Consider the following 22,641-nt stretch of genomic DNA (forward strand, 5'->3'; position numbering starts at 1 on the left):
TTCTCCTGATAAAAATGATTAGGCGACCGGCTTACCGGCGCGAACAAAAATCGGTTTGGTCACGTTGACCGGCATTTCGCGATTGCGGATTTGCACTACCGCCGTTTCGCCAATGCCCGCCGGCACGCGTGCCAGTGCAATACTGTAGCCCAGCGTCGGGGAGAAGGTACCGCTGGTGATCACGCCTTCGCGATGATTGCCGTCGGCATCGGTAAAACGCACCGGCAGTTCACCGCGCAGCACGCCTTTTTCCGTCATCACCAGACCAACCAGCTGTTCAGTGCCCTTCTCGCGCTGCATCTCCAGCGCTTCACGGCCGATAAAATCACGGTCAGCCGGTTCCCATGCGATGGTCCAGCCCATGTTGGCGGCCAGCGGAGAGACGCCTTCGTCCATCTCCTGACCGTAGAGGTTCATCCCCGCTTCCAGACGCAGCGTATCGCGCGCGCCCAGACCCGCAGGCTTCACGCCCGCTTCCACCAGCGCGCGCCAGAAATCAGCGGCCTTCTCGTTTGGCATGGCAATTTCGTAGCCCGCTTCACCGGTGTAGCCGGTGGTCGCGATAAACAGATCGCCCGCCTGCACGCCGAAGAACGGCTTCATACCTTCGGTTGCTTTGCGCTGCTCGTCGGTAAACAGAGACGCGGCTTTCGCCTGCGCGTTCGGCCCCTGCACGGCGATCAGCGACAGATCGTCACGAACGGTGATGTCGATGGCATAAGGTTCGGCGTGTTGGGTGATCCAGGAGAGGTCTTTTTCGCGGGTGGCGGAGTTTACAACGAGGCGGAAGAAATCTTCAGTGAAGTAATAGACGATAAGGTCATCAATCACGCCGCCCGAGGCATTCAGCATGCCGGTATAGAGCGCTTTACCCGGCGTCTTCAGTTTGGCGACGTCGTTTGCCAGCAGATAACGCAAGAACTCCCGGGTGCGGCTACCGCGCAGATCGACAATCGTCATGTGGGACACGTCGAACATACCGGCATCGGTGCGCACCGCGTGGTGCTCATCAATCTGCGAGCCGTAGTGCAGCGGCATCATCCAGCCGTGGAAGTCCACCATGCGGGCGCCGCATAACACGTGTTGTTCGTACAAAGGAGTCTGTTGAGCCATCTTGTCCTCGTTGAAAAATTCACCGTGAAACCCGGTATCGGCCTCGTTCCCGAATGCCGACGCAAACGTTCTCTTTTACCTGAACTTACCACCGAAACCGGCGGTTAACCATAAGGTAAAACGGGTCATCACATTAGCTTATGACCAAAAAACGCTGAAAAGCCTACAGAGTTATTCACTGGAAAAATGCGATTAACCCCGCACAAAATTAACAATGATCTAACAGGATTTAGCACATGGTGATATTTCGTGCGGAAAAACGGGCCGAATTTCCGTAACATAAAATCTCGCAGATTAGATTTTCTAATGCGAAAAATGACGTGAAATTAGAATATTTCAAACGAGGGGATTTCCCCGGCGCAGAGGCCGGGAAAATAAAGTGTGACGGGGGTCTAAATTAACGTAGCCAGTCCGGCAGGTCGTTAAGACCCATCGCCTGACGGAGAAGTTGAGGTTTGACGCCAGGAAGCGTATCGGCCAGTTTAAGACCAATATCGCGCAGCAGTTTTTTCGCCGGATTGGCTCCGGCAAACAGCTCGCGGAAGCCCTGCATGCCCGCCAGCATCATCGCCGCACTGTGCTTGCGGCTGCGCTCGTAGCGGCGCAGATAGAGATGCTGACCGATATCTTTGCCTTCTCGATGCAGGCGACGCAGCTCCTCAACCAGCTCCGCCGCGTCCATAAAGCCAAGGTTGACGCCCTGCCCGGCCAGCGGATGGATGGTATGCGCCGCATCCCCCACCAGCGCCAGACGGTGCGCGGCAAACTGACGCGCGTAGCGGCCGGTTAACGGAAACACCTGACGCTCGCTTTCAAGCGTGCACAGGCCAAGGCGGTTATCAAACGCCACGCAAAGTGCCTGGTTAAAGGCGTCCGGCGTCGCCTCTTGCATCAGCTGGGCTTTCTCCGGCACCAGGGACCAGACAATCGAGCACAGGTGCGGATCGGCAAGCGGCAGGAACGCCAGAATGCCGTCGTTGTGGAAAATCTGCCGCGCCACGCCGCCGTGCGGCTCTTCGGTACGGATCGTTGCCACCATCGCATGATGGCGGTAATCCCAGAAGGTCAGCGGGATATCGGCTTTGTTGCGCAGCCAGGAGTTTGCGCCGTCAGCACCGACCACCAGACGCGCGGTGAGCATGTCGCCGCTTTGTAAGGTGAGAAACGCCTCATTTTCGCCCCACGCCACCTGCTGGACCTGCGCGGGTGCAACCAGCGTCACGTCACTGCACTGCTGCGCTTTCTGCCACAGCGCGTGGTGGATCACCGCGTTTTCGATGATGTGACCCAGATGGCTATAGCCCATGCTTTCATCATCAAAAGCAATATGACCAAAGCTGTCTTTATCCCACACTTCCATACCGTGATAGCAACTGGCGCGCTGCGCCACAATATCTGCCCAGACGCCAAGGTGCGTCAGCAATTTCTCGCTGGCGGCATTGATCGCCGAGACGCGGAGTTCCGGCGGGGCATCTGGTGCAACGGGCTGAGGCTGCTTTTGCTCCAGCACCGCCACGCGAAGGCCGCTGCCCTGTAAACCGCAGGCCAGCGCCAGCCCGACCATACCGCCGCCAACGATGGCGACATCAACATTTTGCACGGTGATAACTCCTTAACGCGCGACCCAACCAAGAGTCCGCTGCGCCAGCACGTCACGTGCCGGAATGAACAGTTCCATCGCCATCAGCCCGAGGTTGCGACCCGCAACCAGCGGCGCCCAGCGATTGGCAAAGAGATGGACTAAGCCGTCGGTAACGCCGATTGTCGCCTCTTTATCGGCCTGACGTCGCTTCTGGTAATGGCTTAGCACCGAATAAGCGCCGCAATCTTTTTGCTCACCCCATGCCAGCGCCAGCGATTCCGCCAGGCTCATGACATCCCGCAGCCCAAGGTTAAATCCTTGTCCGGCAATCGGATGTAATGTCTGCGCGGCGTTGCCGACCAGCGCCACGCGGTGAGAAACAGACTGCGATGCGGTGGTTAACGACAGCGGATAGACCGCACGTTTCCCCGCATGGGTAATACGCCCGAGTCGCCAGCCAAAGGCTTTCTGCAGCTCGGTACAAAAACGTTCGTCTGACCAGGCCTGAACCTCTTCAGCCTTATCCTGCGGATGACACCAGACAAGCGAACAGCGCCCGTCCGACATCGGCAGCATCGCCAGCGGGCCGTGCTGCGTGAAGCGCTCAAACGCCCGGCCGTTGTGTTCTGCTGCGGTCGCGACGTTCGCAATGACCGCGACCTGCCCGTAAGGCTGCTGACGCCACTCGATGCCGCACTGCGTGCCGAGCGCCGAACGCGAGCCGTCCGCCGCCACCAGAAGCTGACCGTCGAGAACGGTGCCATTATCCAGCGTTACGCTAACCGCCTCTTCGCTGCGGCTAAAACTGGCGACGCGCGCCGGACAGTGTAGCGTGACGCCCGGCGCATCCTGTAACAGACGGAACAGACGCAGACCGACGTCGTGGAGTTCAACAACCTGCCCCAGCGCGTCGATACGGTAATCATGGGCATCCAGCGTCACAAACCCGGCATGGCCGCGATCGCTCACGTGGACGGTGTTAATTGCCGTGGCGCAATCGGCGATCGCCTGCCAGATGCCAATGCGGGACAGCTGCTGGCAGGTACCCTGCGCCAGGGCAATGGCGCGGGAATCAAAACCCGGATGATTCTTTGCCTGCGGCGCGACGGCTTCCACCAGGTGCACCGGAAGCAGGCCCTTCGTCAAATGCGAAATGGCTAACGCCAGCGTGGCGCCGGTCATGCCGCCGCCCACGATGATCACGCTCATGCGCGTGCCGCTGCCATCAGCGCCTCAATATCATCGGCGTTCTTCACGACGGTTGCGGTCAGGTTTTCATTGCCGTTTTCGGTGATCACGATGTCGTCTTCGATGCGAATGCCGATCCCGCGGTATTGTTCCGGCACGTCGGCATCCGGCGCGATGTACAGACCCGGCTCAACGGTTAACACCATGCCCGGCTCCAGCACGCGTGAACGTTCAGGGCCGTATGCGCCGACGTCATGCACATCCAGACCCAGCCAGTGGCTCAGGCCGTGCATAAAGTATGGACGGTGGGCATTCTCGGTAATCAGGGTATCGACGTCGCCCTTTAGAATGCCTAGCTTCACCAGACCAGTAATCATGATCCGCACCACTTCACCGGTGACATCCTGAATGGAGGTTCCCGGACGATATAACTTGAGCGCCGTTTCCAGGGATTCGAGCACGATGTCGTAAATCTCGCGCTGAGCAGGCGAGAATTTACCGTTCACCGGGAAGGTTCGGGTGATGTCGCCTGCGTAGCCCAGATACTCACACCCGGCGTCAATCAGCACCAAATCGCCATCGCGCAGCGCGCTTTCGTTTTCGGTGTAGTGCAGAATGCAGCCGTTTTCCCCGCCGCCAACGATGGTGTTGTAGGAAGGGAAGCGCGCGCCGTGGCGGTTAAATTCGTGGTGAATTTCGCCCTCAAGCTGGTATTCGAACATGCCGGGACGGCACTTTTCCATGGCGCGGGTGTGGGCCAGAGCGCTGATTTCGCCCGCGCGGCGCAGTACGTTGAGCTCTTCCTCAGACTTAAACAGGCGCATCTCATGCACCACCGGGCGCCAGTCCGTGAGCGTGGCGGGAGCAGAAAGGTTCTGGCGCGAGCCTTTACGCAGCTTATCCAGCGCGGTGAAGACAATCTCATCGGCGTAGGCATATTCGCCCTGCGCGTGGTAGAGCACATCGAGACCATTCAGCAGTTGATAAAGCTGCTGGTTGATTTCGCTAAACGCCAGCGCACGGTCAACGCCCAGCTTTTCCGGGGCGGCCTCTTGCCCTAAGCGGCGGCCAAACCAGATTTCGGCGGTCAGATCGCGCACGCGGTTGAAAATCACGCTGTGGTTGTGGGTGTCATTGCTCTTGATCAGCACCAGTACCGCTTCCGGTTCGTTAAACCCGGTGAAGTACCAGAAATCGCTGTTCTGGCGATAGGGGTATTCGCTGTCGGCACTGCGCGTCACTTCGGGCGCGGCAAAAATCAGGGCAGCGCTTCCCGGCTGCATGCTGGCTAACAGCGCCTGACGACGGCGCAAATACTCTTGATTCGAGATAACCATGACACCCTCCTGTGCGTTATTTTTCTTAATGTAAGGTTGGCTTGCGGACTTCCGGCGCGGTCGGCTGTGAACGCGTAAAAGTGTCGTGGCACAGCAGCGCCGCCACGCGCACGTACTCGATGATCTCTTCGAGAGACATTTCCAGCTCTTCCTGGTCTTCGTCCTCATCGTAGCCGAGCTGTGCGATATTACGCAGATCGTCGATTGCTTCACCCGCTTCGCCGGTCACTTTATCAAGCTTCGGCTGAGACACGCCCAGGCCCAGCAGATAATGGTTTACCCAACCCGCGAGCGCATCCGCGCGATCGAAGACGCTGACGTCGTCCCCTTCAGGCAGATAAAGCTGAAAAAGGAAGCCATCGTCTTCCAGCGAATCGCTGGTCGTCGCGTGCATTTTACGCAGCGCTTCTGCCAGTTCGTGACCAAACGCCAGCCCTTCGTTCGTGAGGTCGTGGATCAGCGGCTGCCAGGAGCTGTCGCTGTTTCCGCCGCACAGCATGCCACTGATCAGACCGTGCATTTCGGCAGGGGTTAAACCCACTCCCTGCTGGTTCAGTAACTGGTTTAAATCCTTGTAACCAGGCATTTCGTTCTGTATAGACATGCGCATTCGTCATCATTGGGGGGATATTCATGATATGCTACCACTTTGGACCCTGGTGATACCAGAAAAGGGCTTGTATCTTCACATCAGGGTAGCTATAGTGTCGCCCCTTCGCAGCCCCCCGGGGCAGTAAGCGAAGGCAGCGCAGTCAATCAGCAGGAAGGTGGCATGTCTGCACAACCCGTCGATCTCCAGATTTTTGGTCGTTCACTGCGAGTGAATTGTCCACCTGAACAAAGGGATGCTTTGAATCAGGCTGCGGACGATTTGAATCAGCGGTTGCAAGATCTAAAAGAACGCACTAGAGTCACAAATACTGAGCAGCTGGTTTTCATCGCCGCGTTGAACATCAGCTATGAACTGACTCAGGAAAAAGCGAAGACCCGCGACTACGCGGCAAGCATGGAGCAGCGCATTAAAATGCTCCAGCAGACCATAGAACAGGCATTGCTTGATCAAGGTCGCAATCCCGAAAGACCGGGACCAAAGTTTGAATAACACTTCTCAGTTGACTATGGTAGAGTAACTGTGAAGACAAAATTTCTCTGAGATGTTCGCAAGCGGGCCAGTCCCCTGAGCCGATATTTCATACCACAAGAATGTGGCGCTCCATGGTTGGTGAGCATGCTCGGTCCGTCCGAGAAGCCTTAAAACTATGACGACACATTCACCTTGAACCAAGGGTTCAAGGGTTACAGCCTGCGGCGGCATCTCGGAGATTCCCTCTCTTTTCTTCTACCGACTACCATGACTCAATTCCCTGAAGTTTCTGCTTCACGCCAGGACATCCGTCAGTTAATTCGTCAGCGCCGCCGTGCGTTAACCTCCGATCAGCAAGCGCATTTTGCCCAGCAGGCCGCCGCCCGTATGATGGCGTATCCCCCTGTCGTGATGGCGCACACCGTTGCGCTGTTTTTGTCTTTTGATGGAGAGCTGGATACCCAGCCGCTGATAGAACAGCTCTGGCGCGCCGGGAAGAAGGTCTATCTGCCGGTGCTGCACCCGTTCAGTGACGGTAATCTGCTGTTTCTGCACTACCATCCGCACAGCGAGCTGGTGGTGAATCGCCTGAAAATTACCGAGCCGAAACTCGACGTCCGCGACGTGCTGCCGCTGTCACAGCTGGATGTGCTGATTACGCCTCTGGTGGCGTTTGATGAACAGGGCCAGCGTTTAGGGATGGGCGGCGGTTTTTACGATCGGACGCTGCAAAACTGGCAGCAGTACGGGTTGCAGCCGGTGGGCTATGCGCATGATTGTCAGGGCGTGGAGGCGTTGCCGGTGGAGAAATGGGATGTGCCGTTACCGGCGGTGGTAACACCCAGTAAAACGTGGACCTGGTAGAATAAAGCCGGGTGGCGCTTACGCTTACCCGGCCTACAAAACCTCAACGTAGGTCGGGTAAGGCGCAGCCGCCACCCGACACCACAAACCGTACGATCAGTACAGCAGACGCGCGCGAATCGTTCCCTGAATCGCCTTCATGCTCTGCAGCGCTTTTTCGGCCACATCGTCATCCGCTTCGATATCAATAACCACATAGCCCATCTGCGAGTTCGTTTGCAGATACTGCGCGGCAATGTTGACGCCCTGCTCGGCAAAGATCTGGTTGATGGCGGTCAGCACGCCTGGACGATTTTCGTGAATGTGCAGCAGACGACGACCACCGTGCAGCGGCAGAGACACTTCCGGGAAGTTTACGGCAGAGAGCGTGGAACCGTTGTCGGAATATTTGCTCAGCTTACCCGCCACTTCCAGGCCGATATTCTCCTGCGCTTCCTGAGTAGAACCGCCGATGTGTGGCGTCAGGATCACGTTGTCGAACTCGCACAGCGGAGAGGTAAACGGATCGCTGTTGGTCGCAGGCTCCGTCGGGAACACGTCAATCGCCGCGCCCGCGAGATGCTTACGCTTCAGCGCATCAGCCAGTGCCGGAATATCGACAACCGTACCGCGCGCGGCGTTGATCAGCAGTGAGCCCGGCTTCATCAGCGCCAGCTCTTCCGCGCCCATCATGTTCTTGGTGGAGGCATTTTCCGGCACGTGCAGGCTCACCACATCGCTCATGTTCAGCAGGTCAGACAGATGTTGAACCTGGGTCGCATTGCCCAGCGGCAGCTTGCTTTCGATATCGTAGAAAAACACGTGCATACCCAGGGATTCCGCCAGAATACCGAGCTGCGTACCGATGTGGCCGTAGCCGATAATCCCCAGCTTTTTACCACGCGCTTCGAAAGAGCCGGACGCCAGTTTGTTCCACACGCCGCGGTGCGCCTTGGCGTTCGCTTCAGGAATACCGCGCAGCAGCAGCAGCAGTTCGCCAATCACCAGCTCCGCCACGGAACGGGTGTTGGAGAACGGGGCGTTGAAGACGGGAATACCGCGTTTGGCGGCAGCGTTCAGGTCAACCTGGTTGGTACCGATGCAGAAGCAGCCGATAGCCACCAGCTTTTCCGCCGCGGCAATAACGTCTTCAGTCAGGTGAGTACGGGATCGCAGGCCAATGAAGTGGGCATCACGGATGGACGCTTTCAGCTCTTCGGTATCGAGCGCGCCTTTGTGAAATTCGATGTTGGTGTAACCTGCCGCACGAAGGCTATCGATTGCTTTTTGATGCACGCCCTCGACCAGCAGGAATTTAATCTTGTCTTTCTCCAGTGATACCTTTGCCATTTACCCGACCCTGTTTTTGTCTGAACTGATGTTGTGCTGGATATGAATCCCCTGTAGCCAACATATCAAAAAAAACTATTGCAGCAATATGAACGTTTGCGTCGGCACTCTGAAGAAAAGTCATCCAGAGCAAAATGTCAGAGGAAAATGCTATGGAAATTTACAAACGCGGCAGGATCGGCAAAAGAGGTTCGAAAACGTGACACAAGTCACCGAATTTAGCTTTTCAAAAATTTTTTAGCGGGGGGAGGACTCCCCCCGTCAGATCATTTTACGATGGTTTTCACGCCGTCAGCGGTGCCGATCAGCGCCACATCCGCGCCACGGTTGGCGAATAACCCTACGGTCACTACGCCTGGGATAGCGTTGATGGCATTTTCCAGCGCGATCGCGTCGAGGATTTCCAGACCGTGAACGTCGAGGATCACGTTACCGTTGTCGGTGACGACGCCCTGACGATATTCTGGACGGCCGCCCAGCTTCACCAGCTGACGGGCAACCGCGCTACGGGCCATCGGGATCACTTCAACCGGCAGCGGGAAGTTCCCCAGGATGTCGACCTGCTTGGAGGCGTCCGCGATACAGATGAACTTGTCCGCTACAGAAGCGATGATCTTTTCACGCGTCAGCGCCGCGCCGCCGCCCTTGATCATCTGCATATGGCCGTTGATCTCATCCGCGCCATCAACGTAAATACCCAGACGATCCACTTCGTTGAGATCGAAAACGGTAATGCCGAGGCTTTTCAGCTTTTCCGTGGAAGCATCGGAGCTGGAAACCGCGCCCTCGATCTGCCCCTTCATCGTGCCCAGGGCATCGATAAAGTGTGCCGCCGTTGACCCCGTACCAACACCGACAATGGTACCCGGCTGTACGTACTGGAGAGCGGCCCATCCTACTGCTTTTTTCAGTTCATCCTGCGTCATGATCGTTTGCCTGTGGTGTGAAAACTCAGGCCGCATTATAGAACACGTCGGATGGATTTCGTCTGCCACGAAGGGAAAATTGTGTCATAGTGCAGATTAAGCAAAATTAAGGAGTAAGCCAGAGCAATGAAACGTCCGGACTACAGAACACTACAGGCACTTGATGCGGTTATTCGTGAACGCGGTTTTGAGCGCGCGGCGCAGAAGTTGTGCATCACGCAGTCCGCCGTATCGCAGCGTATCAAACAGCTTGAAAACATGTTCGGGCAACCTCTGCTGGTGCGTACCGTTCCGCCGCGTCCAACGGAGCAAGGGCAAAAGCTCCTCGCGCTGCTGCGTCAGGTTGAACTGCTGGAAGATGAGTGGCTGGGCGATGAACAGACGGGCTCCACCCCGCTGCTGCTGTCGCTGGCGGTCAACGCCGACAGTCTGGCAACCTGGCTGCTGCCGGCTCTTGCGCCAGTCCTGGCCGACTCCCCTATTCGACTGAATTTGCAGGTCGAAGATGAAACCCGTACCCAGGAACGCCTGCGTCGCGGTGAAGTGGTTGGAGCGGTCAGTATCCAGCCGCAGGCGCTGCCAAGCTGTCTTGTCGATCAGCTAGGTGCGCTGGACTACCTGTTTGTCGGTTCAAAAGCCTTTGCCGAGCGCTACTTCCCGAACGGTGTCACCCGCGCCGCGCTGCTAAAAGCCCCCGCCGTGGCGTTTGACCATCTGGACGATATGCATCAGGCGTTCCTGCAGCAAAACTTCGACCTGCCGCCGGGCAGCGTGCCGTGCCATATCGTGAACTCGTCAGAAGCCTTTGTGCAGCTCGCGCGTCAGGGCACCACCTGCTGCATGATCCCGCATTTGCAGATTGAGAAAGAGTTGAAAAGCGGTGAGCTGATTGACCTGACGCCGGGGCTGTATCAGCGCCGGATGCTCTACTGGCACCGTTTTGCGCCGGAAAGCCGCATGATGCGCAACGTCACCGACGCGCTGCTGGCGTTTGGGCACAAGGTGTTGAGGCAGGATTAAAAAATAAGCCGGGTGGCGGCTCCGCCTTACCCGGCCTACAGGTTACTGAGCCGCTTTCGGCTGTGCTGCCGCTGCTGGCTCCAGCTGGAACACCACATCCACCTGATCGTCGAACTGAATGGTTGGCTGCTCATAGGTTTCCTGAGCAGAAACCGGGGCTGCATCAGCCTTCATCATCCGTACCATCGGGCTTGGCTGGTAGTTAGAGACGTGATAACGCACGCTGTATACCGGGCCGAGCTTGCTCTTAAAGCCAGAAGCCAGCTGCTCCGCCTGATGGATTGCATCATCAATCGCGGCTTTACGCGCTTCGTCTTTGTATTTCTCCGGTTGCGCAACGCCCAGCGAGACGGAACGAATTTCATTCAGACCCGCCTTCAGCGCGCCATCCAGCAGCGAGTTCAGCTTATCAAGCTGGCGCACGGTCACTTCCACGGTGCGTACGGCACGGTAGCCTTTAAGAATGCTTTTCCCGTTCTGGTAGTCGTAATCCGGTTGGGTACGCAGGTTAGCGGAACTGATATCCTTTTTACCTACACCGTTCTGCTCGAGGAAAGAGAGATATTGCGCAACACGATCGTCAGCCTGCTTTTTAGCGGAAGCGGCATCTTTCGCGGCCACGTTCACTTCAATTGCCAGGGTTGCAACATCCGGTACCGCGTCCACGCTTGCGGTGCCTGAAGTGACGATGTGCGGGCCATTTGGCAATTCATTTGCCTGCACCGACACCGCACCTAAATTCACTAATGCCGCCAGGGCCATCACTTTAAACTTCACTGTCATTCCTCCATGTTGCGAAGAGTGCCCAACATCAGGGCGCATGCCAGCAAGCTTAGCGGGTCTTGTTCAGATGTCCATAAGACAAACGCTTAGTTGAACAATCCCTGCACATGATGAATGCCCTCTTTCGCCAGTTGGAAAGCAATAAACCACATCACCAGACCGACCAGCGTATTGATGATGCGCTGAGCTTTGGCGGTACGCAAACGCGGGGCAAGCCACGCCGCCAGAATGGCAAGACCGAAGAACCAGAGGAACGACGCGCTGACCGTTCCGAGCGCAAACCAGCGCTTTGGCTCAACGTCCAGCTGTCCACCCAGGCTGCCCAGCACCACAAAAGTATCCAGATAAACATGCGGGTTGAGCCAGGTCACCGCCAGCATGGTGACGATAATCTTCCAGCGGCCCTGCTTCATCACTTCAGCGCTCGCCAGCTCAAGATTGCTGCTCATCGCCGTTTTCAGGGCACCAAATCCGTACCACAGCAGGAACGCCACGCCGCCCCAGGTCACCAGCGCCAGCAGCCAGGGAGACTGCATCAGCAATGCGCTGCCGCCAAAAATCCCGGCACAGATCAACAGCAGATCGCTAACCGCGCACAGCAGGGCAATCATCAGATGATACTGGCGGCGGATGCCCTGGTTCATCACGAACGCATTTTGTGGACCGAGCGGAAGGATCATGGCCGCACCTAAGGCAAGACCTTGAAAGTAATAGGATAACATGACGTAATTCTCACAGAGTTGTTCTGGAATCAGACTATACTGCGCGAATCACATTAGAGTAAATTGATAATATTAATTGGGTATTAGCAGCGCTTATAAAAATAAAGCCCGGTGGCGCTAGCGCCTACCGGGCCTACGGGCGAAGTTATTCTGCTTCTTTAACTTTTTTGACGTTTACGTCCATCTGCGGGTACGGGAAGCTGATGCCGTTGGCGTCGAACTCGCGCTTGATGCGTTCCAGCATGTCCCAGTAAACATTTTGCAGATCGCTGCTTTTGCTCCAGATACGCACCACAAAGTTAATAGATGAGGCACCCAGCTCGTGCAGGCGCACGGTCTGCTCTTTGTCTTTCAGAATGCGATCGTCAGAGGCGATGATGTTGGCAATCAGCGACTTCACCTGATCGATATCGGAGTCGTACGCCACGCTGATAATCAGCTCATTACGACGCACCGGCTCGCGGGAGAAGTTAATGATGTTGCCCGCGATGATTTTCCCGTTCGGCACGACCACGATACGGCCATCGACGGTACGCAGAGTGGTTGAGAAAATCTGCACCTGCAGCACGGTTCCGGCAATACCGCCCAGGTCAACGTATTCGCCGGAGCGGAACGGACGGAAGGTGACCAGCAGCACGCCTGCCGCCAGGTTTGAAAGCGAGCCCTGAAGTGCCAGACCAATAGCCAGACCGGCGGCACCGAGCACGGCGATCACGGATGCGGTCTGCACGCCCACGCGACCCAGCGCCGCAATCAGCGTAAAGGCGATGATGCCGTAGCGCACCAGCGCAGAGAGGAAATCAGCCACCGTGGCGTCAATGTGGCGGGCCAGCATCACGCGGTTTACCGCGTTCGATACGATACGCGCCACAATCATCCCGACGATGATGATGGCAATCGCCGCGACGATGTTCACGGCATAGCTCAGTAGCAACGCCTGGTTGCGCACCAGCCAGTTACCGGCGTGATTGATGCTGTCTACAACATCGAGTTGTTCCATTTATTCTTCCTTTTGTTAAACCAAAACACAAAATCCATCCCCCATGGAGACAGGAAGGTCAGTAAAGGGTAAACAAAAAGCGCAAATATTGCCAAACAGATCACAAAAGCAGATGTTGCAGCATGTTGAAAAGGCGAAAAAAAAGGCCCGCATTTGCGGGCCTTCTGATGCTGTTAGCAGCTCAAATTACAGAACGTCGATCGCGTTCAGTTCTTTGAATGCCTGCTCCAGACGGGTCACCATGGATGTCTGCGCTGCGCGCAGCCATACGCGTGGATCGTAGTATTTCTTGTTCGGCTGGTCTTCGCCTTTCGGGTTGCCCAGCTGACCCTGCAGGTAAGCTTCGTTGGTTTTGTAGTACTGCAGGATACCGTCCCAGGTTGCCCACTGGGTGTCGGTATCGATGTTCATTTTCACTACGCCGTAGCTTACGGAGTCTTTGATTTCCTGAGCAGAAGAACCGGAACCGCCGTGGAAGACGAAGTTCAGGCTGTTGTGCGGCAGGTTGTGTTTCTTGGAAACGTATTCCTGAGAATCACGCAGGATGGTCGGGGTCAGAACCACGTTACCTGGTTTGTAAACGCCGTGCACGTTACCGAAAGATGCAGCGATGGTGAAGCGTGGGCTGATTTTGCTCAGTTCGGTGTAAGCGTAATCAACGTCTTCTGGCTGGGTGTACAGTGCAGAAGCGTCCATGTGGCTGTTGTCCACGCCGTCTTCTTCGCCACCGGTGCAACCCAGTTCGATTTCCAGGGTCATGTCCATTTTGGACATACGCGCCAGGTATTTGGAGCAGATTTCGATGTTTTCGTGCAGTGACTCTTCAGACAGGTCGATCATGTGAGAAGAGAACAGTGGCTTACCGGTTGCCGCGAAGTGTTTTTCACCCGCGTCCAGCAGACCGTCGATCCACGGCAGCAGTTTCTTCGCGCAGTGGTCAGTGTGCAGAATAACTGGAACACCGTAGTGTTCAGCCATCTGGTGTACGTGGTGCGCACCAGAGATAGCACCCAGGATTGCAGCACCCTGAGGAACGTCAGTTTTAACACCTTTACCCGCGATGAACGCAGCGCCGCCGTTAGAGAACTGAACGATAACTGGAGCTTTAACTTTGGCTGCAGTTTCCAGTACGGCGTTGATGGAGTCGGTACCCACGCAGTTAACTGCTGGCAGAGCGAAGTTGTTTTCTTTAGCTACCTGGAACACTTTCTGTACGTCATCACCAGTGATAACGCCAGGTTTTACGAAATCAAAAATTTTAGACATGTTGCTTAGTCCTGTATCTTCGGCCGTTAGAAAAGGTGCGTGCTCTTATAAGCGCGCTGAAAATTGGGCAGGTTTCCCTGCCCTTGAATGGCTTACTTCTTAGCGCGCTCTTCGAGCATTGCTACTGCTGGCAGAACTTTGCCTTCCACGAATTCGAGGAATGCGCCGCCACCAGTGGAGATGTAGGAGATCTTGTCAGCGATACCGAACAGGTCGATTGCTGCCAGGGTGTCACCACCGCCTGCGATAGAGAACGCTTCGCTGTCTGCGATTGCGTTAGCAACGATCTCAGTACCTTTGCGGAAGTTCGGGAATTCGAACACGCCAACAGGACCGTTCCACAGGATAGTTTTTGCGTTTTTCAGGATTTCAGCCAGTTTCTGTGCAGAAACGTCGCCCAGGTCCAGGATCTGCTCTTCATCTTTGATGTCGTTTACAGATTTCAGGGTCGCGGTTGCGGTTTCGGAGAACTCGGTCGCTACGCGAACGTCAGACGGAACCGGGATATCGCAGGTGGTCAGCAGACGTTTCGCTTCGTCAACCAGGTCCGCTTCGTACAGGGACTTGCCGACGTTGTGGCCTTGAGCAGCAACGAAGGTGTTCGCGATACCACCGCCAACGATCAGCTGGTCAGCGATTTTAGACAGGGAATCCAGAACGGTCAGTTTGGTAGAAACTTTAGAACCACCAACGATAGCCACCATCGGACGAGCTGGTTCTTTCAGTGCTTTACCCAGCGCTTCCAGTTCGTCAGCCAGCAGAGGACCGGCACACGCTACGTCTGCGAATTTACCGATACCGTGGGTAGACGCCTGCGCGCGGTGAGCCGTACCGAATGCATCCATTACGAATACATCGCACAGTGCAGCGTATTTTTTGGACAGGGTTTCGTCGTCTTTCTTTTCGCCTTTGTTGAAGCGAACGTTTTCCAGAACAACCAATTCACCGGCAGCAACTTCAACGCCGTCCAGGTAATCTTTCACCAGGCGAACCGGGCTGGACAGTTTGTCTTTCAGGTAATTAACAACCGGCAGCAGAGAGAACTCTTCGTTGTACTCGCCTTCAGTTGGACGACCCAGGTGGGAGGTGACCATCACTTTAGCGCCCTGCTTCAGAGCCAGTTCGATGGTTGGCAGAGATGCACGGATACGCGCGTCGCTGGTCACTTTGCCATCTTTAACCGGTACGTTCAGATCGGCACGGATGAAAACGCGTTTACCAGCCAGATCCAGATCGGTCATCTTAATTACAGACATGGTGAATCCTCTCGTTGATTCTTAAAGTTTTGCAGACGCACGATGCGTCTTACCTGAAACCTTGAGCGGCCATTGCTAACGTGGTGTCGAGCATTCGGTTAGCAAAGCCCCATTCGTTATCACACCAGACCAGCGTCTTGATAAGGTGTGCACCACTGACTCTCGTTTGCGTGCCATCAACGATGGCGCTGTGCGGGTCGTGGTTAAAATCTACTGAGACCAACGGTAATTCCGTATAGTCAACTATACCATGAAATGCACCCTGTGCCGCTTTTTGCAGCAACAGGTTGACTTCACAGGCTTTTACCGGTTTTTTCACCGTCACGCTGAGGTCGATTGCGGTCACGTTTATCGTCGGGACACGCACGGCAATCGCTTCAAAACGGTCGTTAAACTGCGGAAAAATTCGGGTGATCCCTGCCGCCAGTTTCGTATCCACCGGGATGATTGACTGGCTCGCTGCACGCGTGCGTCGTAAATCCGGATGGTAGGCGTCAATCACCTGCTGATCGTGCATGGCGGAGTGAATCGTGGTCACGGTGCCGGATTCAATACCATACGCATCGTCTAACAGTTTGATGACCGGAATAATGCAGTTAGTGGTGCAGGAGGCGTTGGAAACAATGCGGTGTTCGGCTAGCAGCTCATGCTGGTTGACGCCAAACACGACGGTCGCGTCGAGGTCGTTACTGCCGGGATGAGAAAACAGGACTTTTTTCGCGCCGGCAGCCAGATGCGCTTCGCCATGTTCGCGGTTGCCGTAGACACCGGTACAGTCAAGCGCCACATCCACACCCAGCTCACGCCAGGGTAGCCCGGCGATGCTGCTCTCATGCAGTACGCGGATGGCATCGTCGCCGACAAACAGCTGATCTCTTTCCTGGCGAACATCCCAGGCAAAGCGTCCATGGCTGGTGTCATATTTCAACAAATGCGCCATGCCCGTAGCATCCGCCAGTTCATTGATTGCCACCACGGTTATTTCCGCCCGACGTCCGGATTCATACAAAGCACGAACCACATTACGTCCGATGCGACCGAAGCCATTAATCGCTACGCGTACGGTCATAGATCTCCTGCAAAGCAATCCCTGAGTTTGAGGTGGCTGAAAGAGTAATCCAGCTACGCCCGAAGGGGAATCCTTGCTGTCACAAACTGCGATTGATTGGTCAATTGTCGAACATTTAATCGACTGAAACGCTTCAGCAAGAATAAGCGAATCGGGGAATAAAAGGAATGTCTGTCCAGATGAATAAGCGAGCTATATGACTTGCGTCACATTTTAGGTGGAATAATTTACGCCGAGGGAAAAGCAAAACGGTAACCGAAAGGTTACCGTTTTTAGTGTTTGCACCCTCTCCCCGTGGGAGAGGGTCGGGGTGAGGGCATCAGCCCGCACCCTACAAGCAATTACAGCAGTTCTTTCGCTTTCGCGACAACATTCTCAACGGTGAAGCCGAATTCTTCGAACAGCAGCTCAGCCGGAGCAGACTCACCGAAGGTGGTCATACCGACGATAGCGCCATTCAGGCCCACGTATTTGAACCAGTAGTCAGCGATGCCCGCTTCCACTGCCACACGCGCGGGAACCGCTTTAGGCAGAACGGATTCACGGTAAGCAGCATCCTGCTTGTCGAACGCGTCGGTAGACGGCATGGAAACCACGCGCGCTTTCACGCCTTCGGCAGTCAGTTTTTCCCATGCGGCAACAGCCAGCTCAACTTCAGAACCGGTAGCGATGAAGATCAGCTCTGGCTGGCCCGCGCAATCTTTCAGCACGTAACCACCGCGAGCGATGTTCGCCAGCTGCTCTGGCGTACGTTCCTGCTGTGCCAGGTTCTGACGGGAGAGGATCAGCGCGGTTGGACCGTCCTGACGCTCAACGCCGTATTTCCACGCTACCGCGGATTCAACCTGGTCACATGGACGCCATGTGCTCATGTTCGGGGTCACGCGCAGGGAAGCCACCTGCTCTACCGGCTGGTGAGTTGGACCATCTTCGCCCAGACCGATGGAGTCGTGGGTGTAGACCATCACCTGACGCTGTTTCATCAGCGCGGCCATACGCACGGCGTTACGTGCATATTCCACGAACATCAGGAAGGTAGAGGTGTACGGCAGGAAACCACCGTGCAGGGAGATACCGTTGGCAATCGCAGTCATACCGAATTCACGTACACCGTAATGGATGTAGTTACCGGCAGTATCTTCGTTGATTGGCTTAGAACCAGACCACAGAGTCAGGTTAGATGGCGCCAGGTCAGCGGAGCCACCGAGGAATTCAGGCAGCAGAGGACCGAACGCTTCAATCGCATTCTGAGACGCTTTACGGCTCGCGATTTTAGACGGGTTCGCCTGCAGCTTAGCGATGAACTCGTTCGCTTTCGCGTCGAAGTCGGACGGCATGTCGCCTTTCATACGACGGGTGAATTCAGCCGCTTCCTGCGGGAACGCTTTCGCATAGGCAGCGAACTTCTCGTTCCAGGCCGCTTCTTTCGCCTGGCCTACTTCTTTTGCATCCCACTGAGCGTAGATCTCAGATGGGATTTCGAATGCAGGGTGTTTCCAGCCCAGTGCTTCACGGGTCAGTGCGATTTCCGCGTCGCCCAGCGGTGCGCCGTGGGAGTCGTGAGTACCCGCTTTGTTCGGGGAGCCGAAGCCGATGATGGTTTTGCACATCAGCAGGGACGGTTTGTCCGTCACAGCGCGCGCTTCTTCTACTGCACGTTTAATCGAGTCAGCATCGTGGCCATCAACGCCACGCACAACGTGCCAGCCGTAGGCTTCGAAACGTGCTGCGGTGTCGTCGGTGAACCAGCCTTCAACGTGACCGTCGATGGAGATACCGTTGTCGTCATAGAACGCAACCAGTTTGCCCAGCTTCAGGGTACCTGCCAGGGAGCACACTTCGTGAGAAATGCCTTCCATCATGCAGCCGTCGCCCATGAACGCGTAGGTGAAGTGGTCAACGATGTCGTGACCTGGACGGTTGAACTGCGCCGCCAGCGTCTTCTCAGCAATCGCCATACCCACGGCGTTAGCAATACCCTGACCCAGCGGGCCGGTGGTGGTTTCGACACCAGCGGTGTAACCCACTTCCGGGTGACCTGGAGTTTTAGAGTGCAGCTGACGGAAGTTTTTCAGCTCTTCGATAGGCAGATCGTAGCCGGTGAGGTGCAGCAGGCTATAGATCAGCATAGAGCCGTGACCGTTGGACAGCACGAAGCGGTCGCGGTCAGCCCATGATGGGTTCTGCGGGTTGTGGTTCAGGAAGTCACGCCACAGGACTTCGGCGATATCAGCCATACCCATAGGGGCCCCTGGGTGGCCGGATTTGGCTTTCTGTACTGCGTCCATGCTCAGCGCACGAATAGCATTAGCAAGCTCTTTACGTGAGGACATTTTAACTCCAGATCGGACTGTTAAAGGCCATGCCCTTGACGACAGCGCGTTTTGGGCTACGCCGGAAAAAAGTGCCAACAATGTAACCCAAGCCGCAAGTCATGTACATGGAGCATTCTTTTGCGTGATAAGAAATCTCTGGATCATGCTCGCATGTTGCGCAATCTGCTCGCCCGCCCCTGTAGATATTCCTTATACTTAGCCCGACACCGGCTTCGCTGACGGTGCACTTTTCGGATTTTATTCAGATTAACGAGTACGGAAGCAATCTCATGAAAATGCGTGCAATAGTGCTGGCCCTGGGTACGACGCTCCTGCTGAGCGGCTGTCAGAATATGGATTCTAACGGTCTGATGACCTCAGGCGCAGAAGCCTTTCAGGCCTATTCCCTGAGCGACGCGCAGGTAAAAGCGCTGAGCGATCAGGCGTGTAAAGATATGGACGGAAAAGCCACGCTTGCCCCGGCTAACAGTACCTACACGCAGCGTCTGAATAAGATTGCTTCCGCGCTGGGCGACAACATCAACGGCCAGCCGGTGAACTACAAGGTTTACATGGCGAAAGACGTGAACGCCTTCGCGATGGCGAACGGCTGTATCCGCGTCTATAGCGGGCTGATGGACATGATGACCGACAACGAAGTGGAAGCCGTTATCGGCCACGAAATGGGCCACGTTGCGCTCGGCCACGTGAAGAAAGGGATGCAGGTTGCGTTAGGCACTAACGCCGTTCGCGCGGCGGCGGCCTCTGCGGGTGGTATCGTTGGCAGCCTGTCGCAGTCACAGCTTGGCGACGTCGGTGAAAAGCTGGTTAACTCTCAGTTCTCACAGCGCCAGGAATCCGAAGCGGATGACTACTCCTACGATCTGTTGCGCAAACGCGGTATTAATCCATCAGGTTTAGCCACCAGCTTCGAAAAACTGGCCAAGCTGGAAGCGGGTCGTCAAAGCTCCATGTTTGACGATCACCCGGCCTCGGAAGAACGCGCACAACATATTCGCGACCGTATGGCCGCAGACGGAATTAAATAATTTTACCGGGAGGCATATTTGCCTCCCTTTTATTTCGCATGAATTGCCAATTTAAAAGCACGTATCGGTAACTCGCCCAAAAGCCCCGCCACATCTGCATTCAGCCCCTGAAACGTCTGTTCACATATTTATTGCAATCGTTAATATTTCCGGTAATTATCGAACACGCAATCATTCAAATTAATATATCCAGACAGAGACGTTCCCTCCGTGAAAAAAGAATTATCATTAGTTGCGTTAAGTTTATTCGCGGCATTACCTGCCGCTGCAAGCCAGCAATCCGACAGCCAGGGTTTTATTGACGACAGCCATCTGGATCTGTTTTTACGCAATGCGTATATCAGCCGCGACTACCATCAGGGCCAGCAGGATAAAGCCGAATGGGGCCAGGGGATCATCGCCACCTTTGCATCTGGCTATACCGAAGGGCCGGTGGGCTTTGGTGTGGACGGTATTGCTCAATACGGCGTGCGCCTGGACGGCGGCCGTGGCAAAAGCGGCGCAGGCGGCATCGACTTCTTTAAACAGGAAGATGATGGCCGGGCAAAATCCGATCTGGCAAAGTTTGGCGCCACCGCCAAAATGCGCATCTCCAATACCGTGCTGAGCTACGGAAATCAGCGTCCTGAGCTGCCAATCATTACTGCCGACAGCTCCCGCCTGCTGTTTGAAAGCTACACCGGCACCCTGCTGACCTCAAAAGAGATCGACGGCCTGGAAGTCAACGCCGGTTACTTCACCGACGAGCAGCGTAAAAGCGATGACCGCCACGACAGCGGCCTGAAGAGCCTGACCTTCGGCGGCGCAAGCTACCAGTTCAACGATCAGTTCAGCGGTGCGCTGTACGCCTCTCATAATGAAGAGGTGATGAATAAGCAGTATCTGGGCATGAACTTCAAACAGCCGTTCAGCACCGGACAGCAACTGGTGCTTGATTTCAACGGCTACAATTCGCGACTGGATCAGAGCTACGCTGACAGCCTCAACACGGGCCGCAGCAACACCATCTGGAGCCTGGCGGCGAGCTACATCTGGGATATTCATACCTTCAAGGTGGCGTACCAGCAGAGCAGCGGCAGCACCGGCTACAACTACGGCGGCTACCGCGACCAGGGCGGCGTGGGTGACGGCGGCAACACCATCTGGCTGGCGAACTCCTACTGGTCGGATTTTAACGGCGAAGACGAGCGCTCATGGCAAGCGTCATACGGCCTGGACTTTGGCGGCCTTGGCCTGCCGGGCCTGAGCTGGACCACGGCCTACGTGCGCGGCGATAACATCAAAACCTCTGAAACCAGCAACGGCAAAGAGCACGAGTGGTTTAACCAGATCCAGTACAAGGTCCAGGACGGCCCGGCAAAAGACCTGACGCTGCGCCTGCGCTACTCCGTACTGCGCGTCTCCAGCAACGCCAGCGAGTACAACGTGGGCGGGGATGAGATCCGCGCTTACGTGGAATACCCGTTTAACGTGTTCTGATGAAAAAAGCCGGGTGGCGGCTTCGCCTTACCCGGCCTGCAGTTTTCCCCCTCTCTCTGTGGGAGAGGGGAAACAGTTAGTAAAGCGTCTTCTGCGGCGGCCCCGCAAACTTCAGCGCGCCAATCTGCCCCATGCGCACCTCCACTACCGACGGTCCCGGCATCGCAAGCGCCTCCGTCATCACCGCATCAAAATCCTCAGCACGATCTACGCTCCACGCCTGCAGGCCAATCGCTTGCGCCAGCAGGGTAAAGTCCGGCGTATGCAGTTCGTTATAGTACTGACGCCCGCCGAAATACTTATCCTGAATGCCGCGCATTACGCCGTAACCGCCGTCGTTCATGATCAGCAGCGTCACGTTGGCTTTTTCCTGCGCCAGCGTCGCCAGCTCGCCTAAGTTCAGGCTCAGTCCGCCGTCGCCCACCAGCCCCACCACCTTGCATTGCGGGTTGGCTATCGCGGTGCCGATCGCCATCGGCAGTCCCATGCCGATCGCCCCGGCCAGAGAGTGAATGTTCATCAGCGGGCCACTGGCGCGGAACAGTCGGCTGCCCCACAGGCTACCGGAAACGGTAATATCGCGCACCAGCAGGCCATTTTTCGGCAGCGCTTTCTCAATGGCGTCGTTGAGTTTCGCATAGGCGCCGCACTGCTCGCGTAGCCCCTGTTCGGCTTGTTCAACCGCCTGCTGCACCTGCATATCCCACTGGGCACTGCCCCACTCGCGGCCCTGAATTTTGTCGGCAAGCGCGCTAAGTAAGGCTGAACAGTCGGCTATCAGCGTGTTGTCCATCAGATAGTTACGGCTTGCCGCCGCCGGGTCGATATCAATCTGCACGCGCGGATGCGGCAGCTCAAGCGTCCAGGAGCGGGTTTCGTTGCTGCGCAGGCGTGAACCGGCGACCAGGGTAAAATCGCACTGCGCGATAAGCGCTTCCACCGACGGCGAGTTGTGAAAGGCCCGCAGGCTGGCGCGATGGCTGTCCGGCAGCACGCCGCGGGCGTGGGTGCTGGAGATCACCGTCATGCCCGCATCCGCCAGTTTTTTCACGGCGTCAGCGCTGCCCAGCGCCCCGCCGCCCAGCCACAGCAGAGGCTGTTTTGCCTGCTTAAGCTGCGTCCACAGCGCGTCAACCGTCGCGGGATCTGCGGCTGGAACCGAAGCCGGTTTCACCGGTATCGTCACCAGCGACAGCGGAATTTTCGCGCCCTGAATATCAATCGGGATTTCCACAGAGACCGGCCCGCACGGCGGCGTC

General features: G+C 56.1%; 20 protein-coding genes and 1 other RNA gene. 6 read left to right on the top strand and 15 right to left on the bottom strand.

Annotated elements, in window-relative coordinates; genetic code table 11:
- Positions 1–18 precede the first annotated feature (18 nt).
- The 5 genes from gcvT to K5E19_RS15600 form a co-directional block, all read right to left on the bottom strand.
- Positions 19–1,113 (bottom strand): glycine cleavage system aminomethyltransferase GcvT, encoded by a 1,095-nt coding sequence (gene gcvT, locus K5E19_RS15580; RefSeq protein ID WP_032640695.1) that lies wholly within the window; start codon positions 1,111–1,113, stop codon positions 19–21.
- Positions 1,114–1,510: 397 nt separating this feature from the next.
- On the bottom strand, positions 1,511–2,713 hold the full coding sequence (gene ubiI, locus K5E19_RS15585) for an FAD-dependent 2-octaprenylphenol hydroxylase (RefSeq protein ID WP_221552013.1): 1,203 nt from the start codon (positions 2,711–2,713) through the stop codon (positions 1,511–1,513).
- A gap of 12 nt (positions 2,714–2,725) precedes the next feature.
- Positions 2,726–3,904 carry a 2-octaprenyl-6-methoxyphenyl hydroxylase gene (ubiH, locus tag K5E19_RS15590; protein WP_221552014.1) on the bottom strand — a complete coding sequence of 393 codons (1,179 nt, stop codon included), beginning with the start codon at positions 3,902–3,904 and terminating at the stop codon, positions 2,726–2,728.
- Positions 3,901–5,214: a Xaa-Pro aminopeptidase gene (gene pepP / locus K5E19_RS15595; RefSeq protein ID WP_221552024.1), complete on the bottom strand. Its 1,314-nt coding sequence runs from the start codon at positions 5,212–5,214 to the stop codon at positions 3,901–3,903. Before pepP ends, ubiH begins: the two co-directional genes overlap by 4 nt.
- Before the next feature lie 31 nt (positions 5,215–5,245).
- A complete protein-coding gene (locus K5E19_RS15600; protein ID WP_211446507.1) occupies positions 5,246–5,824 on the bottom strand; it encodes a YecA family protein in 579 nt (192 codons plus the stop codon).
- Between the two features lie 168 nt (positions 5,825–5,992).
- Between K5E19_RS15600 and zapA the strand changes: the two genes are divergently transcribed.
- The 3 genes from zapA to K5E19_RS15615 all read left to right on the top strand — a co-directional run bounded on the left by zapA (position 5,993) and on the right by K5E19_RS15615 (position 7,168).
- The gene (zapA, locus tag K5E19_RS15605; protein WP_006811891.1) at positions 5,993–6,322 is read left to right on the top strand and encodes a cell division protein ZapA; all 330 of its coding nucleotides are present in this window, start codon (positions 5,993–5,995) and stop codon (positions 6,320–6,322) included.
- 41 nt (positions 6,323–6,363) lie between these two features.
- Positions 6,364–6,547, top strand: a non-coding RNA gene (ssrS, locus tag K5E19_RS15610) — 6S RNA.
- Between the two features lie 24 nt (positions 6,548–6,571).
- Positions 6,572–7,168 carry a 5-formyltetrahydrofolate cyclo-ligase gene (locus tag K5E19_RS15615; protein ID WP_221552016.1) on the top strand — a complete coding sequence of 199 codons (597 nt, stop codon included), beginning with the start codon at positions 6,572–6,574 and terminating at the stop codon, positions 7,166–7,168.
- A gap of 96 nt (positions 7,169–7,264) precedes the next feature.
- On the opposite strand, the gene serA is transcribed toward K5E19_RS15615, so the two are convergent.
- Positions 7,265–8,497, bottom strand: coding sequence for a phosphoglycerate dehydrogenase (gene serA / locus K5E19_RS15620; protein WP_010435363.1), 1,233 nt, complete (start codon positions 8,495–8,497; stop codon positions 7,265–7,267).
- 266 nt (positions 8,498–8,763) lie between these two features.
- Positions 8,764–9,423, bottom strand: a complete 660-nt coding sequence (gene rpiA / locus K5E19_RS15625; protein ID WP_014885151.1) for a ribose-5-phosphate isomerase RpiA — start codon at positions 9,421–9,423, stop codon at positions 8,764–8,766.
- Between the two features lie 126 nt (positions 9,424–9,549).
- Between rpiA and argP the strand changes: the two genes are divergently transcribed.
- A complete protein-coding gene (gene argP, locus K5E19_RS15630; protein WP_003860089.1) occupies positions 9,550–10,443 on the top strand; it encodes a DNA-binding transcriptional regulator ArgP in 894 nt (297 codons plus the stop codon).
- Positions 10,444–10,485: 42 nt separating this feature from the next.
- Here the strand turns inward: argP and K5E19_RS15635 are convergent, their stop codons facing one another.
- The 7 genes from K5E19_RS15635 to tkt all read right to left on the bottom strand — a co-directional run bounded on the left by K5E19_RS15635 (position 10,486) and on the right by tkt (position 18,872).
- The gene (locus tag K5E19_RS15635) at positions 10,486–11,220 is read right to left on the bottom strand and encodes an oxidative stress defense protein (RefSeq protein WP_221552025.1); all 735 of its coding nucleotides are present in this window, start codon (positions 11,218–11,220) and stop codon (positions 10,486–10,488) included.
- Between the two features lie 92 nt (positions 11,221–11,312).
- Positions 11,313–11,948 (bottom strand): arginine exporter ArgO, encoded by a 636-nt coding sequence (gene argO, locus K5E19_RS15640; protein WP_003860085.1) that lies wholly within the window; start codon positions 11,946–11,948, stop codon positions 11,313–11,315.
- 145 nt (positions 11,949–12,093) lie between these two features.
- Positions 12,094–12,948 (bottom strand): small-conductance mechanosensitive channel MscS, encoded by an 855-nt coding sequence (locus tag K5E19_RS15645; RefSeq protein WP_221552017.1) that lies wholly within the window; start codon positions 12,946–12,948, stop codon positions 12,094–12,096.
- A 186-nt stretch (positions 12,949–13,134) separates the two neighbouring features.
- On the bottom strand, positions 13,135–14,214 hold the full coding sequence (gene fbaA, locus K5E19_RS15650; RefSeq protein ID WP_010435379.1) for a class II fructose-bisphosphate aldolase: 1,080 nt from the start codon (positions 14,212–14,214) through the stop codon (positions 13,135–13,137).
- Between the two features lie 92 nt (positions 14,215–14,306).
- Positions 14,307–15,470 (bottom strand): phosphoglycerate kinase, encoded by a 1,164-nt coding sequence (pgk, locus tag K5E19_RS15655; RefSeq protein ID WP_121424606.1) that lies wholly within the window; start codon positions 15,468–15,470, stop codon positions 14,307–14,309.
- A 49-nt stretch (positions 15,471–15,519) separates the two neighbouring features.
- Positions 15,520–16,539, bottom strand: a complete 1,020-nt coding sequence (gene epd, locus K5E19_RS15660; protein ID WP_221552018.1) for an erythrose-4-phosphate dehydrogenase — start codon at positions 16,537–16,539, stop codon at positions 15,520–15,522.
- Between the two features lie 341 nt (positions 16,540–16,880).
- The gene (tkt, locus tag K5E19_RS15665; protein WP_221552019.1) at positions 16,881–18,872 is read right to left on the bottom strand and encodes a transketolase; all 1,992 of its coding nucleotides are present in this window, start codon (positions 18,870–18,872) and stop codon (positions 16,881–16,883) included.
- Between the two features lie 272 nt (positions 18,873–19,144).
- Between tkt and K5E19_RS15670 the strand changes: the two genes are divergently transcribed.
- Positions 19,145–19,903, top strand: a complete 759-nt coding sequence (locus tag K5E19_RS15670; RefSeq protein WP_010435388.1) for a M48 family metallopeptidase — start codon at positions 19,145–19,147, stop codon at positions 19,901–19,903.
- 210 nt (positions 19,904–20,113) lie between these two features.
- On the top strand, positions 20,114–21,382 hold the full coding sequence (locus K5E19_RS15675) for an OprD family outer membrane porin (RefSeq protein WP_221552020.1): 1,269 nt from the start codon (positions 20,114–20,116) through the stop codon (positions 21,380–21,382).
- 76 nt (positions 21,383–21,458) lie between these two features.
- Here the strand turns inward: K5E19_RS15675 and K5E19_RS15680 are convergent.
- The coding region (locus K5E19_RS15680; protein ID WP_221552021.1) for a thiamine pyrophosphate-binding protein at positions 21,459–22,641 on the bottom strand (1,183 nt) is incomplete at its 5' end.

Origin of the sequence: Enterobacter sp. RIT637, from assembly GCF_019718755.1 — a bacterium.
Classification (GTDB): Bacteria; Pseudomonadota; Gammaproteobacteria; order Enterobacterales; family Enterobacteriaceae; genus Enterobacter.

Excerpts from the sequence above, each read along its gene's own strand:
- tkt (WP_221552019.1), bottom strand. The coding sequence starts at position 18,872 with ATGTCCTCACGTAAAGAGCTTGCTAATGCTATTCGTGCGCTGAGCATG.
- serA (WP_010435363.1), bottom strand. The coding sequence starts at position 8,497 with ATGGCAAAGGTATCACTGGAGAAAGACAAGATTAAATTCCTGCTGGTC.
- epd (WP_221552018.1), bottom strand. The coding sequence starts at position 16,539 with ATGACCGTACGCGTAGCGATTAATGGCTTCGGTCGCATCGGACGTAAT.
- gcvT (WP_032640695.1), bottom strand. The coding sequence starts at position 1,113 with ATGGCTCAACAGACTCCTTTGTACGAACAACACGTGTTATGCGGCGCC.
- argP (WP_003860089.1), top strand. The coding sequence starts at position 9,550 with ATGAAACGTCCGGACTACAGAACACTACAGGCACTTGATGCGGTTATT.
- rpiA (WP_014885151.1), bottom strand. The coding sequence starts at position 9,423 with ATGACGCAGGATGAACTGAAAAAAGCAGTAGGATGGGCCGCTCTCCAG.
- ubiH (WP_221552014.1), bottom strand. The coding sequence starts at position 3,904 with ATGAGCGTGATCATCGTGGGCGGCGGCATGACCGGCGCCACGCTGGCG.
- K5E19_RS15670 (WP_010435388.1), top strand. The coding sequence starts at position 19,145 with ATGAAAATGCGTGCAATAGTGCTGGCCCTGGGTACGACGCTCCTGCTG.
- K5E19_RS15645 (WP_221552017.1), bottom strand. The coding sequence starts at position 12,948 with ATGGAACAACTCGATGTTGTAGACAGCATCAATCACGCCGGTAACTGG.
- K5E19_RS15615 (WP_221552016.1), top strand. The coding sequence starts at position 6,572 with ATGACTCAATTCCCTGAAGTTTCTGCTTCACGCCAGGACATCCGTCAG.
- fbaA (WP_010435379.1), bottom strand. The coding sequence starts at position 14,214 with ATGTCTAAAATTTTTGATTTCGTAAAACCTGGCGTTATCACTGGTGAT.
- pgk (WP_121424606.1), bottom strand. The coding sequence starts at position 15,470 with ATGTCTGTAATTAAGATGACCGATCTGGATCTGGCTGGTAAACGCGTT.
- argO (WP_003860085.1), bottom strand. The coding sequence starts at position 11,948 with ATGTTATCCTATTACTTTCAAGGTCTTGCCTTAGGTGCGGCCATGATC.
- K5E19_RS15600 (WP_211446507.1), bottom strand. The coding sequence starts at position 5,824 with ATGTCTATACAGAACGAAATGCCTGGTTACAAGGATTTAAACCAGTTA.
- zapA (WP_006811891.1), top strand. The coding sequence starts at position 5,993 with ATGTCTGCACAACCCGTCGATCTCCAGATTTTTGGTCGTTCACTGCGA.